The organism is Caballeronia sp. A2-2 (assembly GCF_057612605.2).
This window is the reverse complement of sequence record NZ_CM172587.1, coordinates 17202-32357: the sequence shown is the minus strand read 5'-3', so window position 1 is coordinate 32357 and position 15156 is coordinate 17202. Positions and strand designations below refer to the sequence as shown.

At 62.9% G+C, this 15156-nt stretch carries 19 protein-coding genes; all 19 read left to right on the top strand.

Going from position 1 to position 15156, the window contains the following annotated elements:
* Positions 1-15 precede the first annotated feature (15 nt).
* Entirely contained in the window at positions 16-213 is a 198-nt protein-coding gene (gene thiS, locus ACZCWR_RS00205) for a sulfur carrier protein ThiS (protein ID WP_487301785.1), read from the top strand.
* A 20-nt stretch (positions 214-233) separates the two neighbouring features.
* Positions 234-1037 carry a thiazole synthase gene (locus tag ACZCWR_RS00200; RefSeq protein WP_487301784.1) on the top strand — a complete coding sequence of 268 codons (804 nt, stop codon included), beginning with the start codon at positions 234-236 and terminating at the stop codon, positions 1035-1037.
* Positions 1034-2122 carry a thiamine phosphate synthase gene (gene thiE / locus ACZCWR_RS00195; protein WP_487301783.1) on the top strand — a complete coding sequence of 363 codons (1089 nt, stop codon included), beginning with the start codon at positions 1034-1036 and terminating at the stop codon, positions 2120-2122. The genes ACZCWR_RS00200 and thiE overlap by 4 nt, the downstream gene beginning before the upstream one ends.
* 94 nt (positions 2123-2216) lie before the next feature.
* Positions 2217-3032, top strand: coding sequence for an ABC transporter ATP-binding protein (locus ACZCWR_RS00190; protein WP_487301782.1), 816 nt, complete (start codon positions 2217-2219; stop codon positions 3030-3032).
* Positions 3029-3796: a lipid asymmetry maintenance ABC transporter permease subunit MlaE gene (gene mlaE, locus ACZCWR_RS00185; RefSeq protein ID WP_487301781.1), complete on the top strand. Its 768-nt coding sequence runs from the start codon at positions 3029-3031 to the stop codon at positions 3794-3796. Before ACZCWR_RS00190 ends, mlaE begins: the two co-directional genes overlap by 4 nt.
* A 90-nt stretch (positions 3797-3886) precedes the next feature.
* Complete coding sequence (gene mlaD, locus ACZCWR_RS00180; RefSeq protein WP_487301780.1) at positions 3887-4468, top strand: outer membrane lipid asymmetry maintenance protein MlaD; 582 nt, start codon at positions 3887-3889, stop codon at positions 4466-4468.
* An 11-nt stretch (positions 4469-4479) separates the two neighbouring features.
* Positions 4480-5403: an MlaA family lipoprotein gene (locus ACZCWR_RS00175; protein WP_487301779.1), complete on the top strand. Its 924-nt coding sequence runs from the start codon at positions 4480-4482 to the stop codon at positions 5401-5403.
* A gap of 112 nt (positions 5404-5515) precedes the next feature.
* Positions 5516-6145 carry an MlaC/ttg2D family ABC transporter substrate-binding protein gene (locus ACZCWR_RS00170; protein ID WP_487301778.1) on the top strand — a complete coding sequence of 210 codons (630 nt, stop codon included), beginning with the start codon at positions 5516-5518 and terminating at the stop codon, positions 6143-6145.
* Positions 6142-6429 carry an STAS domain-containing protein gene (locus tag ACZCWR_RS00165; protein ID WP_487301777.1) on the top strand — a complete coding sequence of 96 codons (288 nt, stop codon included), beginning with the start codon at positions 6142-6144 and terminating at the stop codon, positions 6427-6429. Before ACZCWR_RS00170 ends, ACZCWR_RS00165 begins: the two co-directional genes overlap by 4 nt.
* A 207-nt stretch (positions 6430-6636) precedes the next feature.
* Positions 6637-7563, top strand: a complete 927-nt coding sequence (locus ACZCWR_RS00160; protein WP_487301776.1) for an ABC transporter ATP-binding protein — start codon at positions 6637-6639, stop codon at positions 7561-7563.
* Complete coding sequence (locus tag ACZCWR_RS00155; RefSeq protein WP_487301775.1) at positions 7560-8315, top strand: ABC transporter permease; 756 nt, start codon at positions 7560-7562, stop codon at positions 8313-8315. The genes ACZCWR_RS00160 and ACZCWR_RS00155 overlap by 4 nt, the downstream gene beginning before the upstream one ends.
* A 15-nt stretch (positions 8316-8330) precedes the next feature.
* A complete protein-coding gene (locus ACZCWR_RS00150) occupies positions 8331-8570 on the top strand; it encodes a BolA family protein (protein ID WP_487301774.1) in 240 nt (79 codons plus the stop codon).
* 159 nt (positions 8571-8729) lie between these two features.
* Positions 8730-10001, top strand: a complete 1272-nt coding sequence (murA, locus tag ACZCWR_RS00145; protein ID WP_487303195.1) for a UDP-N-acetylglucosamine 1-carboxyvinyltransferase — start codon at positions 8730-8732, stop codon at positions 9999-10001.
* The gene (gene hisG / locus ACZCWR_RS00140) at positions 9998-10690 is read left to right on the top strand and encodes an ATP phosphoribosyltransferase (RefSeq protein ID WP_487301773.1); all 693 of its coding nucleotides are present in this window, start codon (positions 9998-10000) and stop codon (positions 10688-10690) included. Before murA ends, hisG begins: the two co-directional genes overlap by 4 nt.
* A 47-nt stretch (positions 10691-10737) precedes the next feature.
* The gene (hisD, locus tag ACZCWR_RS00135) at positions 10738-12060 is read left to right on the top strand and encodes a histidinol dehydrogenase (protein WP_487301772.1); all 1323 of its coding nucleotides are present in this window, start codon (positions 10738-10740) and stop codon (positions 12058-12060) included.
* 60 nt (positions 12061-12120) lie between these two features.
* Complete coding sequence (gene hisC / locus ACZCWR_RS00130; RefSeq protein WP_487301771.1) at positions 12121-13194, top strand: histidinol-phosphate transaminase; 1074 nt, start codon at positions 12121-12123, stop codon at positions 13192-13194.
* Positions 13195-13226: 32 nt separating this feature from the next.
* Positions 13227-13814 carry an imidazoleglycerol-phosphate dehydratase HisB gene (gene hisB, locus ACZCWR_RS00125; RefSeq protein WP_487301770.1) on the top strand — a complete coding sequence of 196 codons (588 nt, stop codon included), beginning with the start codon at positions 13227-13229 and terminating at the stop codon, positions 13812-13814.
* Between the two features lie 52 nt (positions 13815-13866).
* Complete coding sequence (locus ACZCWR_RS00120; RefSeq protein WP_487301769.1) at positions 13867-14487, top strand: YchE family NAAT transporter; 621 nt, start codon at positions 13867-13869, stop codon at positions 14485-14487.
* Positions 14484-15125 carry an imidazole glycerol phosphate synthase subunit HisH gene (gene hisH / locus ACZCWR_RS00115; protein ID WP_487301768.1) on the top strand — a complete coding sequence of 214 codons (642 nt, stop codon included), beginning with the start codon at positions 14484-14486 and terminating at the stop codon, positions 15123-15125. Before ACZCWR_RS00120 ends, hisH begins: the two co-directional genes overlap by 4 nt.
* Positions 15126-15156: the final 31 nt, after the last annotated feature.

Genomic DNA, 15156 nt, shown 5'->3' with positions numbered 1-15156 from the left:
AAGAGAAAGAACGCCATGCAGATTCACATCAATCAACGCCTGATCGACTTGCCCGATGCCGCCACCGTCGTCGATGCGCTCGCGGCCTTCGGCGCGAAACCGCCGTTTGCGGTCGCGTTGAACGGCCAGTTCGTCGCGCGCGGCGAGCACGGCACGCGCGCGCTGTGCGCGGGCGACAAGCTCGATGTCGTATCGCCCGTCGCGGGCGGCTGATTCATCCACAGGATTCGATCATGACTACTCAAACCGATGCGCTCACGCTCTACGGCCAGACGTTTCCGAGCCGCGTGCTGCTCGGCACATCGCGCTATCCGTCGCTGCAATCGCTTTCCGATTCCATCGAGGCCGCGCGTCCCGGCATGGTGACGGTCGCGCTGCGGCGTCAGTCCGAAACAGGCGAGGCCGGTTTCTTCGATGTTCTCAAGCAACACGGCGTCGCGCTGCTGCCGAACACGGCGGGCTGCCAGAGCGTGGACGAAGTGTTGACGACCGCGTACATGGCGCGCGAAGTGTTCGATACGCCGTGGCTCAAGCTCGAACTGATCGGCGACGACTACACCTTGCAGCCCGATCCGATCGGCCTGGTCGAGGCGGCGGGCAAGCTCATCCGCGATGGTTTCAAGGTGCTGCCGTACTGCACGGAAGATCTCGTAATCGGCCGCCGTCTGCTCGATGCGGGCTGTGAAGCGCTGATGCCGTGGGGCGCGCCCATCGGCACGGGCAAGGGCGTGACGAATCCGTACGGTCTGCGAACGTTGCGCGAGCGCTTGCCGGATACACCGCTGATCGTCGATGCCGGATTGGGCGTGCCGTCGCACGCGTGTCAGGTGATGGAGTGGGGTTTCGACGGCGTGCTGCTCAACACGGCGGTGTCGCAGGCGACCTATCCGCCGCACATGGCGCGCGCGTTCGCACTCGGCGTGGAGGCAGGGCGCACGGCTTTTCTCGCCGGACCGATGGCCGAACGCGACAGCGCGCAGGCGAGCACGCCGGTCGTCGGCATGCCGTTCTGGCATCAGGACGGAGGTGCGGCATGAGTCTGCTCGGACATGAAGTGTTCTGGCCGCCTGCGGACGAATGGGTCGAGGTGGCCGAAGGCATCCGCGCGCGGCTGGGCGACTGGCCGGTGCCCGCGACGCGCTGGCGTATCTGCCTCACGGTGCCGGAAGCGCCGGGCGAGGGCGATCTCATCGTCTTCACCGAAATGCATGATGCCGATGTGAAGCGTCTGGCGGACACCGGCGCGACGGTGCTCGAAGCGCACGGCGAGCGCGTGACGCTCCTTCGCGGCGATGTTCGCCACGCACTCGAAGGCGAGCGTTCCGACGACTGGCTGGCGGCGCTCGCAGCGTTCCTCGACTGCAATTTCGAACCGCACGATGCGCTGGTGCTAGCCATGGCGTGGCGTTCCGGCGACGAAGCGAAACCCGATGCATGGCCCGTCGATTTCGCCACCTTCCCGCGCGTCGCGAATCTTCCGCCCGCGCCTGAGGCCGGATTTCCGGCGTGTCCGGATCGGCTCGGCCTGTATCCGGTTTTGCCGAGTGCGGAATGGGTCGAGCGCGTGCTGGCGCTTGGCGTCATCACCGCGCAACTGCGCCGCAAAACCACCGACGCCGACGATCTGAGCCATGAAATCGAACGATCGGTCGCGGCAGGGCGTAGACACGGCGCGCAGTTGTTCATCAACGATCACTGGCGCGAGGCCGTCGCGGCGGGCGCGTACGGTGTGCATCTCGGTCAGGAAGACGTCGAAACAGCCGATCTCGATGCGATTTCGCGCGCCGGTCTGCGTCTGGGATTGTCCACGCACGGCTATTACGAGATGCTGCGCGCGCTGCATTTCGGCCCGAGCTATCTGGCGCTCGGCGCAGTTTTCCCGACCACGACCAAGGTGATGCCGACCAAGCCTCAAGGTCTCGCGCGCCTGCGCCGCTACGTTCAGTTGCTCGGAGGCCGCGTGCCGCTCGTGGCGATCGGCGGGATCGACGGCAAGGTGTTGCCGGACGTTCTGGCAACCGGAATCGGCAGCGCGGCGGTTGTGCGGGCGGTGACGGAGGCATCGGATACGGCGGCCGCGGTGACGGATCTGCAAAGAAACTTCGCAGAAGATCGGCTATAAATCTGAAAAATTAGCGGGGAATAGCCTAGGCAAAGCACCGATTGCGCGCAGGCCCTATAATTCGCCCTCTTGCGTCAACGGGATTAGTTACCCAGTGCCAGCCTCTTCCGAGACTCTACTTGAGCTCCGCGACGTCGACTTCGGTTACGGCGGACGGCTCGTTCTGTCCAACCTGAACATGCGTTTCACGCGTGGTCAGGTCGTGGCTGTCATGGGCGGTTCGGGCTGCGGCAAGACCACGACGCTGCGTTTGATTGGCGGTCTGGTGAAGGCCAGCCGCGGTCAGGTGATGTTCACCGGCCAGGATGTCGGCGCGCAGTCGCGCGACGGTCTTTACGCGCTGCGCCGCAAGATGGGCATGCTGTTTCAGTTCGGCGCGCTGTTTACTGACCAGACCGTGTTCGAGAACGTCGCCTTTCCGCTGCGCGAACACACCGATCTGCCCGAAGACCTCATCCGCGATCTCGTGCTGATGAAGCTCAATGCAGTCGGCCTGCGCGGCGCGCGCGATCTCGCGCCGTCGGAGATTTCGGGCGGCATGGCGCGTCGTGTGGCGCTGGCTCGTGCCATCGCGCTCGACCCCGAACTCATGATGTACGACGAGCCGTTCGCCGGTCTCGATCCCATTTCGCTCGGCATCACCGCGAAGCTCATCCGCACGCTCAACGATGCGCTTGGCGCGACGTCGATCATCGTGTCGCATGACGTGCCGGAGACGTTTTCCATCGCGGATTACGTGTATTTCGTGGCCAACGGCGGCATCCACGCGGAAGGTACGCCGGCGCAACTGAGCGAATCGCAGGACCCGACCGTGCGGCAGTTCATCGATGGCGCGCCGGACGGTCCCTTCAAGTTCCACTACGCGAGCCAGCCGCTCGCGGCGGATTTCGGCATCGGAGGCCAGGCATGATCAGTTCGCTCGGTCGCTGGGTGCTCGACGGTTTCGGCACCACCGGCTACGCCACGCGCATGTTCCTGCGCCTTGTGGCCCAGTTTTTCGCGCTGCTGCGCCGGCCGCGTCTTGTCACGAAACAGGTCTTCTTCGTCGGCAATTATTCGTTTGTCATCATCGCGGTGTCCGGGCTGTTCGTCGGCTTCGTGCTGGGTTTGCAGGGTTATTACACGCTGAGCCGCTATGGTTCGGAAGAAGCGCTCGGTCTGCTGGTCGCGCTGTCGCTTGTGCGCGAACTCGGGCCGGTGGTCACGGCGCTGTTGTTCGCCGGGCGCGCGGGGACATCGCTGACGGCGGAAATCGGTCTGATGAAGGCCGGCGAGCAACTCACCGCCATGGAAATGATGGCGGTCGATCCCATGAAATTCGTGATGGCGCCGCGCATGTGGGCGGGCATCATCGCCATGCCGATACTCGCGGCCATCTTCAGCGCGGTCGGCATTCTCGGCGGCTATGTCGTCGGCGTCATGTTGATCGGCGTCGATCCCGGCTCGTTCTGGTCGCAGATGCAGGGCGGCGTGGATGTCTGGCGCGATGTCGGCAATGGCGTCATCAAAAGCATCGTGTTCGGTTTCGCGGTGACGTTCATCGCATTGTTCCAGGGCTACGAAGCCCGGCCGACGCCGGAAGGCGTGTCGCGTGCCACGACCAAGACCGTGGTGTACGCGTCGCTCGCCGTGCTCGGCCTCGATTTCCTGCTGACCGCACTGATGTTCAGCTGAACCACGCGCGCGCGTCCGCGCTTGCGCGGGCGTTGTGAAGGGCACAGACCGTCACGCGCGCGCTGCGACAAGATTCTCTTTGGAAAGACGATGAAAAAGACTGCTCTCGACTTTTGGGTCGGCTTATTTGTGGTGCTCGGTTTCGTGGCGCTGCTTTTTCTTGCGCTGAAGGCGGGCAACATGAGCTCGCTGTCGTTTCAGCAAACGTACGCGGTGCGCCTCAAGTTCGACAACATCGGTGGACTGAAGTCGCGCGCGCCGGTCAAGAGCGCGGGCGTGACGGTCGGCCGCGTCGGCTCGATCGGTTTCGATGGCAACACGTATCAGGCGGTCGTGACCATCGATATCGACAAGCAATACCAGTTTCCGAAGGATTCGTCGGCGAAGATCCTAACCTCCGGCCTGCTCGGCGAGCAGTACATCGGCCTGGAGCCGGGCGGCGACGATCAGATGCTCAAGGCTGGCGACACGATCACCATGACGCAATCGGCCGTGGTGCTGGAAAACCTGATCGGTCAGTTCCTGTACAACAAGGCGGCGGATTCCGGCGCCTCGAAATCGTCGTCGGCGGCTCCTGCGGCCGCGCCGGCACCGGCTTTTCCGGGTGCGGCGAGCGCAATGGGCGCGGCAGGCGCGGCACCCGCGAGCGCGGCGTCCGGCGCGGCTCAATAAGGAGAAACAACATGCAGGCGATCGGGTTACGGCGCATGGTCGCCGCTGTCGCGACGGCGGCATTGCTTGCCGGTTGCGCGACGGTGACGACGCCCACGAAGGGCGATCCCTTCGAAAGCTACAACCGCACGATGTTCACGATCAACGACACGGTGGACAAGTACGCATTCAAGCCGGTCGCGCAGGGTTACGTGTGGGCCGTGCCGGAGCCGGTGCGCAACAGCGTCACCAACTTCTTCTCGAATATCGGTGATGTGTACATCGCGGCGAACAATCTGCTGCAGTTGAAGGTGGCGGATGGCGTGTCGGACATCATGCGTGTCGTGATCAACACGGTGTTCGGCGTCGGCGGTTTGTTCGACGTGGCGACGATCGCCAAGTTGCCGAAGCACACCGAGGATTTCGGGCTCACGCTCGGCCACTACGGCGTACCGTCGGGTCCGTTCCTCGTGTTGCCGCTGCTCGGGCCGAGCACGGTGCGCGATACGGTGGGCCTCGTGCCTGACTACTTCGGCAACCCGCTGAGCTACGTCAGTCCGGATTCGGTGAGTTGGGCGCTCTACGGCGTGAATCTCGTCAACACGCGCGCCAACCTGCTCGGTGCGACCGACATTCTCGGCGATGCCGCGCTCGACAAATACTCGTTCGTGCGCAACGCGTATCTGCAACGTCGCCAATATCTGATCACGGGCGACAACGCCAGCGCGCCGGAATATGGCGAAGCGCCGCTGCCGAATTACGCCGAGCCGGATGGCGCGGCTGCAACTGCGGCGGGTGCGTCGGCGACTGCCGTGCCGCCTGCCGCGGCATCAGGCGCGACGCCTGCTTCTGGAACGGCTGCCACACCGAATGCGGCAAGCAGTTCGACCGTTCCGGGCAATCAGTACGTGCCGCCGCGCGCACCGCCCGGATTCCCTTCGTTCCGCTTGCACTGAGCGCCGGGTCGCCAACACGCGGTAACATTTCCGACAGCCTGATGCGCGCTCGACCTGGACTCAAATCGGGCGGCGCGCTCAAACTCAAGCCACATCTTTTGTAGGGTATGCGATGAAAAAATTCTTCCTGCTTCCAATCCTCGCCATGTTTTTGGCGTTCTGCGGCACGGCCTCGGCGCAAAGCGCGGATGCGAGCGCGCCCGATGTGCTGATCAAGACGATCACGCAAGAAGTGCTCGACCAGATCAAGTCCGACAACAAGATCCAGTCGGGCGACATCAACGAAATCACGAAGCTCGTCAACGAGAAGATTCTTCCGTACACGGACTTCACGCGCACCACGCGTCTCGTGATGGGCCGTAACTGGAACACGGCCACGCCGGAGCAGCAAAAGCAGATCGTCGAGCAATTCAAGATGCTGCTGATCCGCACGTACTCGGGCGCGCTCGCGCAAGTGCGTAATCAGACGGTGCAGTACAAGCCGTTCCGCGCGTCGCCGGACGATACGGATGTCGTGGTCCGCTCGGTGGTGATGAATAACGGTTCGCCCGTGGAACTGGACTATCGCCTGTACAAGACGGCGCAAGGCTGGCGCGTGTACGACATCAACGTGCTCGGCGCATGGCTGATTCAGGCGTATCAGCAACAGTTCAACGAGCAGATTCAGCAGCATGGCGTGAGCGGTCTGGTGCAGTTCCTCACGCAACGTAACCAGCAACTCGCGAACGGCAAGGCATCGTGAGCACGCAAGTGACAGGCGGCCGTTTTCAGACGGCCGCGAATCTGACCCACGAGAGCGCGAACGCCGCGCTCGAAGCGGGGCTGTCGCGTATCGCGGCGGGCGCCACGGAAGTGGATTGCGCGCCGCTCATGCAATTCGATTCATCCGCGCTCGCCGTGCTGCTCGCATGGCAGCGCGCGGCGACATCGCGCGGCGCCGGTCTCGGCATCGTCAATGTTCCTTCCGGGCTCGCCAGTCTCGCGCAAGCCTACGGCGTCGATACGCTCCTCACCTTCCGACATTGATCCTGGCCTGAATCGAACAGGCGCGGCGCATGTCATCGTGTGCCGCCGAGAGGATCGTCCGGAGTCGGCTATAGCCGCTTTGCCCTATAATCAAACGTTTTTTTCGGGCCTGAACCCGGCCCCGTTTTGGGCATTCCGGCCGAGCCCGGGACCATCAAGCGTAATCCGCACAATCGAGGCGTTGCCGCACAAGGCGCGCGCGCATTCATGTCAGCCATAGAAATCCGCAACGTCAGAAAGCGCTACAAAGAGCTGCAAGCGCTCAAAGGCGTGAGTCTCTCCGTGGAAGAGGGAGAGTTCTTCGGACTGCTCGGCCCCAACGGCGCGGGCAAGACCACGTTGATCAGCATCCTCGCCGGGTTGGCGCGCGCCGACAGTGGCACGATCGCCGTGCGCGGTCACGATGTCGTCAGCGACTTTCGCGCCGCGCGCCGCTCGCTGGGCGTGGTGCCGCAGGAACTCGTGTTCGATCCGTTTTTCACGGTGCGCGAATCGCTGCGCATTCAGTCGGGCTATTTCGGTCTGCGTCACAACGACGACTGGATCGATGAAGTCATGGCCAATCTCGATCTCACCGAAAAGGCCGACGTCAACACGCGCGCGCTGTCCGGCGGCATGAAGCGCCGCGTGCTGGTGGCGCAGGCGCTGGTACATCGTCCGCCGGTGATCGTGCTGGATGAGCCGACTGCCGGCGTCGATGTCGAATTGCGTCAGACCTTGTGGAAGTTCATTTCGCGTTTGAATCGCGAAGGTCACACCATCGTGCTGACCACGCACTATCTTGAAGAAGCGGAATCGCTGTGCGACCGGCTGGCGATGCTCCGTCGCGGCGAAGTCGTGGCGCTGGAGCGCACGAGCACGTTGCTGCAACGCTTCGCGGGCATGCAGCTTTATCTGCGCTTCTCGAACGGCACGCTGCCTGTCGAACTACGCCCGCTCGAAGTCGATCCGAACGCGGTCGGCGGCGCGCAGCATCTTCTGCGTCTGTCGAGCTATGACGAAGTCGAGCCGATCCTCGCGAAATGCCGCGCGGCGGGCTGCACGTTCGATGAAATCGAAGTGCGCAAGGCGGATCTCGAAGACGTGTTCATGCAAGTGATGAACGAGCCGGATGTAGTAGAGGGACTTTCATGAGCGGTTTTCAGACGTTGTTATACAAGGAGCTGTTGCGCTTCTGGAAGGTCTCGTTTCAGACCGTGGCCGCGCCGGTGATCACCGCGCTGCTGTATCTCACGATCTTCGGCCACGCGTTGTCGGGGCACGTGCAGGTTTATCCGGGCGTCGGTTATACGAGCTTTCTCGTGCCGGGCCTCGTCATGATGAGCGTGCTGCAAAACGCGTTCGCCAATAGTTCGTCGTCGCTGATTCAGTCGAAGATCACCGGCAATCTCGTGTTCGTGCTGCTGCCGCCCATCGCGCACTGGGAGATGTTCTTCGCCTACGTGCTGGCGTCCGTCGTGCGCGGATTGTGTGTCGGGCTGGGCGTGTTCGTCGTGACGATCTGGTTCATTCCGATGTCGTTTTCCGCGCCGTTCTATATCGTCGCGTTCGCCGTGCTCGGCTCGGGCATTCTCGGCACGCTCGGCTTGATCGCGGGCATTTGGGCGGATAAGTTCGATCAGCTCGCCGCGTTCCAGAACTTCCTGATCATGCCGCTCACGTTCCTGTCCGGCGTGTTCTATTCGACGCACACGCTGCCGCCGTTGTGGCGCGCGGTGTCGCATCTGAATCCGTTCTTCTACATGATCGACGGCTTTCGCTACGGCTTTTTCGGCCTGTCCGATGTGAACCCGCTGATGAGCCTGTGCATCGTCGGCGGTTTTCTCGCGGTGCTGGCGGTGATCGCCGTGCGGCTGCTCGCGAGCGGTTACAAGCTGCGCCACTAATTCAAGGAGACTTCCATGTTGCCGACTCCGGAGCAGGTGAAGGACTACATCGCTGGCGGTTTGAACTGCCAGCATCTCGACGTCGAAGGCGACGGTCAGCACTTCTTCGCGACCATCGTGAGCGATGCGTTCGTCGGCAAGCGGCTGATCGCGCGGCATCAACTGGTTTATGCGGCGCTCGGCGAGCGCATGCGCGAGGAGATTCATGCGCTCAGCATGAAAACCCTCACCCCCGACGAGTGGAAAGCGGCCTGAATCCACCCGGCGAACCTCATCAGTCATCAGGTCAACGACTCAACCCGGCAATACCGGCATCACCGCAGATAAAGGCAGTAGACAGTGCGAATCACCCAAGACAACCACGGCGCCGACAACGGCTCCGCAGCAGGAAGCTCGAACGAGGGGCAAGTCATTATGGACAAGCTGGTCATCACAGGGGGCGCGAAGCTCTCGGGCGAAATCACCGTATCCGGCGCGAAGAACGCGGCGTTGCCGATTCTCTGCGCGGGACTGCTCACGGCGGACGACGTCCATTTGTCGAACGTGCCGAATCTTCAGGACACGCGAACGACGCTCAAACTGTTGCGCCAGATGGGCGTGCAGTCGGAAGCATCCAACGACGGACGCGTGACGTTGAATGCGTCGAAGGTCGATAACCTCGTCGCGCCGTATGAGATGGTGAAAACCATGCGCGCGTCGATTCTCGTGCTCGGGCCGCTCGTCGCGCGCTTCGGCGAAGCGAAAGTGTCGCTGCCCGGCGGCTGCGCGATCGGCGCGCGTCCGGTCGATCAGCACATCAAAGGTCTTCAGGCGATGGGCGCCGAGATCAACATCGAGCACGGTTTCATCGAGGCGCGCGCAAAGCGGCTGAAGGGCGCGCGCATCATTCCCGACATGATTACCGTGACCGGCACCGAAAATCTGCTGATGGCGGCGGTGCTGGCCGAGGGCGAAACGGTCATCGAAAACGCCGCGCGCGAACCGGAAGTGAGCGACCTCGCGCATTTGCTGGTGAAGATGGGCGCGAAGATCGATGGCATCGGCACGGACCGGCTCACCATTCACGGCGTCGACAAGCTGCATGGCGCGAAGCATCGCGTGGTGCCGGACCGTATCGAGGCGGGCACGTTCCTGTGCGCGGTCGCGGCGGCGGGCGGCGACGTCACGCTGCGTCACGTCACGCCTTCGCTGCTGGATGCCGTCACGGCCAAGCTGCGCGAAGCGGGCGTGAGCATCGAGGAAGGCGACGACTGGATGCGCGTGCGCATGAGCAAGCGTCCGGGCGCGGTGAATATCCGCACATCCGAATATCCGGCATTCCCGACCGACATGCAGGCGCAGTTCATGGCGCTCAACTCGATGGCGGATGGCACCTCGCAAGTAGTCGAGACGATCTTCGAGAACCGCTTCATGCACGTGCAGGAGTTGAACCGGTTGGGCGCGAGCATCACCATCGACGGGAATACGGCGTTGGTGAATGGCGTGGAGAAGCTGTCGGGCGCGAAGGTCATGGCGACCGATCTGCGTGCGTCCGCGAGTCTCGTGATCGCGGCGCTGTGCGCGGACGGCGAAACGCTGATCGACCGCATCTATCACCTCGACCGCGGCTACGACCGCATGGAAGCGAAGCTGACCGCAGTCGGCGCGAACGTGCGACGCATCAAGGGCAGCGGGAGCGAACAATGAGTTCGTTGCCGCAGACGTCGTCGTCGGTCGGAACGAGCGCGCCGCTCACGCTGGCGTTGTCGAAAGGGCGTATCTTCGAGGAAACCGTGCCGCTGCTCGCCGCAGCGGGCGTGCAGGTGGCAGAAGATCCCGAGACGTCGCGCAAGCTCATTCTGCCGACGACGAATCCGAACCTGCGCGTGATCGTCGTGCGCGCGACCGATGTGCCGACCTACGTGGAATACGGCGCGGCGGACTTCGGCGTGGCGGGCAAGGATGTGTTGATCGAGCACGGCGGCGGCGGTCTGTATCAGCCGATCGATCTGAACATTGCGCGCTGCCGGATGTCGGTCGCGGTCAAGTCGGGCTTCGACTACGCGAACGCGGTGCGGCAGGGTGCGCGTCTGCGCGTCGCGACGAAGTACGTCGAAACCGCGCGGCAGCACTTCGCGGCCAAGGGCGTGCACGTCGATCTGATCAAGCTGTACGGTTCGATGGAACTCGCGCCGCTCGTCGGTCTCGCGGATGCCATCGTCGATCTCGTCAGTTCCGGCAATACGCTGCGCGCGAACAATCTGGTCGAGGTCGAGGAGATCATGGAGATTTCGTCGCGCCTCGTCGTGAATCAGGCCGCGCTCAAGCTGAAGCGCGCCGCGCTCAAGCCTTATCTCGATGCGTTCGAGCGCGCGTCGGTCGGAACGGGAAACTAGCGCAGCCGCACGACGCGGCGCGCGACCCAGCAAAACGGAAAACCAGCATGTCAATCAAGATTCGCAGACTCGATTCAAGCACCGATGGTTTTCAAAAGGCGCTGCGTGCGGTTCTCGCATTCGAAGCGAGCGAGGACGAAGCCATCGAGCGCGCCGTCGCGCAGATTCTCGGCGATGTCAAAGTGCGCGGCGATGACGCCGTGCTCGAATACACCAATAAGTTCGATCGGCTGAAGGCTGCGAGCGTTGCTTCGCTGGAGTTGCCGCAATCGGAGCTTGAAGCGGCGCTCGAAGGGCTGGAGCCGAAGCGTCGGGCGGCGCTCGAAGCGGCGGCGGCGCGCGTGCGTGGTTATCACGAGAAGCAGCGCATCGAATGCGGCAGTCATAGCTGGCAGTACACCGAAGCAGATGGCACGGTGCTCGGCCAGAAGGTCACGCCGCTGGATCGCGCGGGCATCTATGTGCCGGGCGGCAAGGCGGCGTATCCGTCGTCCGTGCTGATGAACGCCATTCCGGCGCGCGTCGCGGGCGTGAAGGAAATCGTCATGGTGGTGCCGACGCCCGATGGCGTGAAGAACCCGCTCGTGTTGGCGGCGGCGCTCATCGGTGGCGTGGACCGGGTGTTTACCATCGGCGGCGCGCAGGCGGTGGCGGCACTCGCCTACGGCACGAAAACGGTGCCGGCGGTCGACAAGATTTGCGGGCCGGGCAACGCGTATGTCGCGTCCGCCAAGCGTCGCGTTTTCGGGACGGTTGGCATCGACATGATCGCGGGACCGTCCGAGATTCTCGTTATTTGCGACGCGACCACCGACCCGCGCTGGGTCGCGATGGACCTGTTCTCGCAGGCCGAACACGACGAACTCGCGCAATCCATCCTGCTGTGTCCGGACGAAGCGTTCATCAAACGCGTGGAAGACGCCATCGTAGAACTGCTTCCGGCGATGCCGCGCCGCGATGTCATCCAGCGTTCGCTCGAAGATCGTGGTGCGCTCATCAAGGTGCGCGATATGAATGAAGCATGCGCGATTGCGAATGACATCGCGCCGGAGCATCTGGAAATTTCCGCGCTCGATCCGCATCAGTGGGCCGCGCAGATTCACAACGCGGGCGCCATGTTCCTCGGCCGCTACACGAGCGAAAGTCTCGGCGATTACTGCGCGGGTCCGAACCACGTTCTGCCGACGTCGCGCACTGCGCGGTTTTCGTCGCCGCTCGGCGTGTATGACTTCATGAAGCGTTCGAGCGTGATCGAAGTCAGCGCGGAAGGCGCGCAGACGCTCGGTGAAATCGCGGCCGAACTGGCTTACGGCGAAGGCTTGCCCGCGCACGCGCGCAGCGCCGAATATCGCATGAGGAATACCGGCTGATTCAGCCGGTTCGAGAACCGCAGCTTTGGCCGGCGCGTCATCCGCGCCGGTAAAAAAACAATGACTACACCACAAGACATCCTGCGTCCCGACGTGCTCGCGATGACGAGCTATCCCGTGGCCGATTCCACGGGCCTCATCAAGCTCGACGCGATGGAAAACCCGTTCACGCTGCCCGCCGATCTCGCGCAGAAACTCGGCGCGCATTTGGCGGGCGTCGCGCTGAATCGCTATCCGGAGCCGCGTCCGGCGCAACTCATCGCGAAGATCAAGCGCACGATGAACGTGCCCGATGCCTGCGACGTGCTGCTCGGCAACGGCTCGGACGAACTCATCAGCATGCTGGCGATGGCGTGCGCGAAGCCGGGCGCGAAGGTCGTCGCGCCGATGCCGGGCTTCGTCATGTATCAACTGTCGGCGCAGTTCGCGCACATGGAGTTTGTCGGTGTGCCTTTACGGGCGGATTTCACGCTCGACGCCGACGCGCTGATCGACGCCATCGAGACACACGCGCCCGCGCTCGTCTATCTCGCGTATCCGAACAATCCGACCGGCTCGCTGTACGACGATGCCGACATCGAACGCGTGATCGCGGCGGCGAAAAAGAGTCTCGTCGTGATCGACGAGGCATATCAGCCGTTCGCCGAAAAAAGCTGGATGCCGCGCGCGGCAGACTTCGACAACGTGGTCGTCATGCGCACGGTCTCGAAGTTGGGTCTGGCGGGCATCCGTCTGGGTTACATGGCGGGACGTCCCGCGTGGATCATGCAGATCGACAAGGTGCGCCCGCCGTACAACATCAACGTGCTGACGCAGGCGACCGCGAATTTCCTGCTCGATCACCTCGACGTACTCGACGCCCAAGCCGCCGAACTACGCACGCAACGCGATGCCCTCGCGCGCGAAGTCGCCGCGCTGCCGGGAATGACCGTTTTCCCGAGCGCGGGCAATTTCCTGCTGGTGCGCGTGCCGGATGCGGCGATGGCCTTCGAAACCCTGCTGACCTCGCGGATTTTGATCAAAAACGTGAGTAAAATGCATCCTTTGCTGGCTAATTGCGTGCGATTGACGGTTGGCACCGCCGAAGAAAACACGCACATGATCGCGGCGCTCAACAAGCTCGCGAACGGCTGAACCCCACTTTTCGAAAGTCTCAAGGAATCACCATGCGCATTGCGGAAGTCGTTCGCAACACCAGCGAAACGCAGATCCGTGTGAAGCTCGATCTGGACGGCACCGGCAAGCAGAAGCTCGCCACCGGCGTCCCGTTCCTCGATCACATGCTCGACCAGATTGCCCGTCACGGGCTGATCGATCTGGATGTCGAAGCGCATGGCGACCTCCATATCGACGATCACCATACGGTCGAAGACACCGGCATCACGCTCGGTCAGGCGGTGGCGAAGGCCATCGGCGACCGCAAGGGCATTCGGCGCTACGGGCACGCTTATGTGCCGCTGGACGAAGCGCTGTCGCGCGTCGTAATCGACTTTTCGGGGCGGCCGGGACTCGAATTCCATGTGCCGTTCACGCGCGCGCGCATCGGCACATTCGACGTCGATCTCACCATCGAATTTTTCCGCGGCTTTGTGAATCACGCGGGCGTCACGCTGCATATCGACAACCTTCGCGGGCTCAACGCGCATCATCAGGTCGAAACCGTTTTCAAGGCATTCGGCCGCGCGCTGCGCATGGCGTGCGAAGTCGATGAACGCGCGGCGGGGCAGATTCCGTCGACCAAGGGAAGTCTCTGATCAGCGCTTGCCGGTTCCGCGCTGAATTGGCTCAACCCGCGTTGAAAACACGATGGATCTGTTCAAGTCGTTTATCTCTTTGCTCGCGCTGATCAACCCGATCGGCGCGATACCGTTTTTTCTCAGCCTCACGTCGCAGCAATCGGACCCGGAGAAGCGCAACACCATCCGCGTCGCGTGTATTTCGGTGTTCTGCGTGATCGCGATTACCGCGCTGCTCGGGCAGCAGATCATCGCGTTCTTCGGGATTTCGGTCGGCTCGTTCGAAGTGGGCGGCGGCATCATCATGCTGCTCATGGCGATCAGCATGTTGAACGCGCAGGTCGGCAACGCGCGCTCCACGCCGGAGGAACGCATGGAAGCGGAGGAGCGCAATAACATCGCGGTCGTGCCGCTCGCCATTCCGCTGCTGACCGGGCCGGGTTCGATCAGCACGGTGATCGTTTATGCTGCCAATGCGCAGCACTGGTACGACCGCTTCGGACTGGTGCTGCTCGGCGCGATCATCGCGGCGTTGTGCTTCGGCGCGCTGAATCTCGCGGAGCCGATCGCGCGCGTGGTCGGGCGCACGGGTATCAACATCGGCACGCGATTGATGGGGTTGATGTTGTCCGCGCTGGCGGTGGAGTTCATCGTCAACGGGTTGAAGGCCTTGATGCCATCTTTGAAATGAAAACTTCGATAGCAATCGTTGATTACGGAATGGGCAACCTGCGCTCGGTGTATCAGGCGCTGAGAAGGGCCGGTCCCGACGCGGATGTTTCCATCGTCGATCAGCCGCAGGGCATTCACGCGGCCGATCGCATCGTGTTGCCCGGACAGGGCGCAATGCGCGACTGCATGGGCCATCTCGCGCAATCCGGCCTTCAGGAAGCGGTCATGCGAGCCGCGCGCGAAAAGCCGATGCTCGGCGTATGCGTCGGCGAGCAAATGCTGTTCGACTGGAGCGAGGAAGGCGACACGAAGGGTCTCGGCCTGTTGCCCGGCAAAGTGGTGCGTTTCCGGCTCGAAGGCATGCTTCAGGACGACGGCTCGCGCTTCAAGGTGCCGCAAATGGGCTGGAACCGCGTGCGTCAGGCGCAGCCGCATGCCATGTGGGACGGTGTCGCCGACGGCGCGTTCTTTTACTTCGTGCATAGTTATCACGTCGTGCCGGACGATCCCGCCCACACAGCGGGCGAAACTCAGTACGGCGATGCGTTCACCTCGGCGGTGGCGCGCGACAATATCTTCGCGACGCAATTCCATCCGGAGAAAAGCGCGGACGCCGGTTTGCGCCTCTATCGAAACTTCGTGCACTGGAACCCGTGAAAACACTAGGATTCCCACGTATCTTTACGTG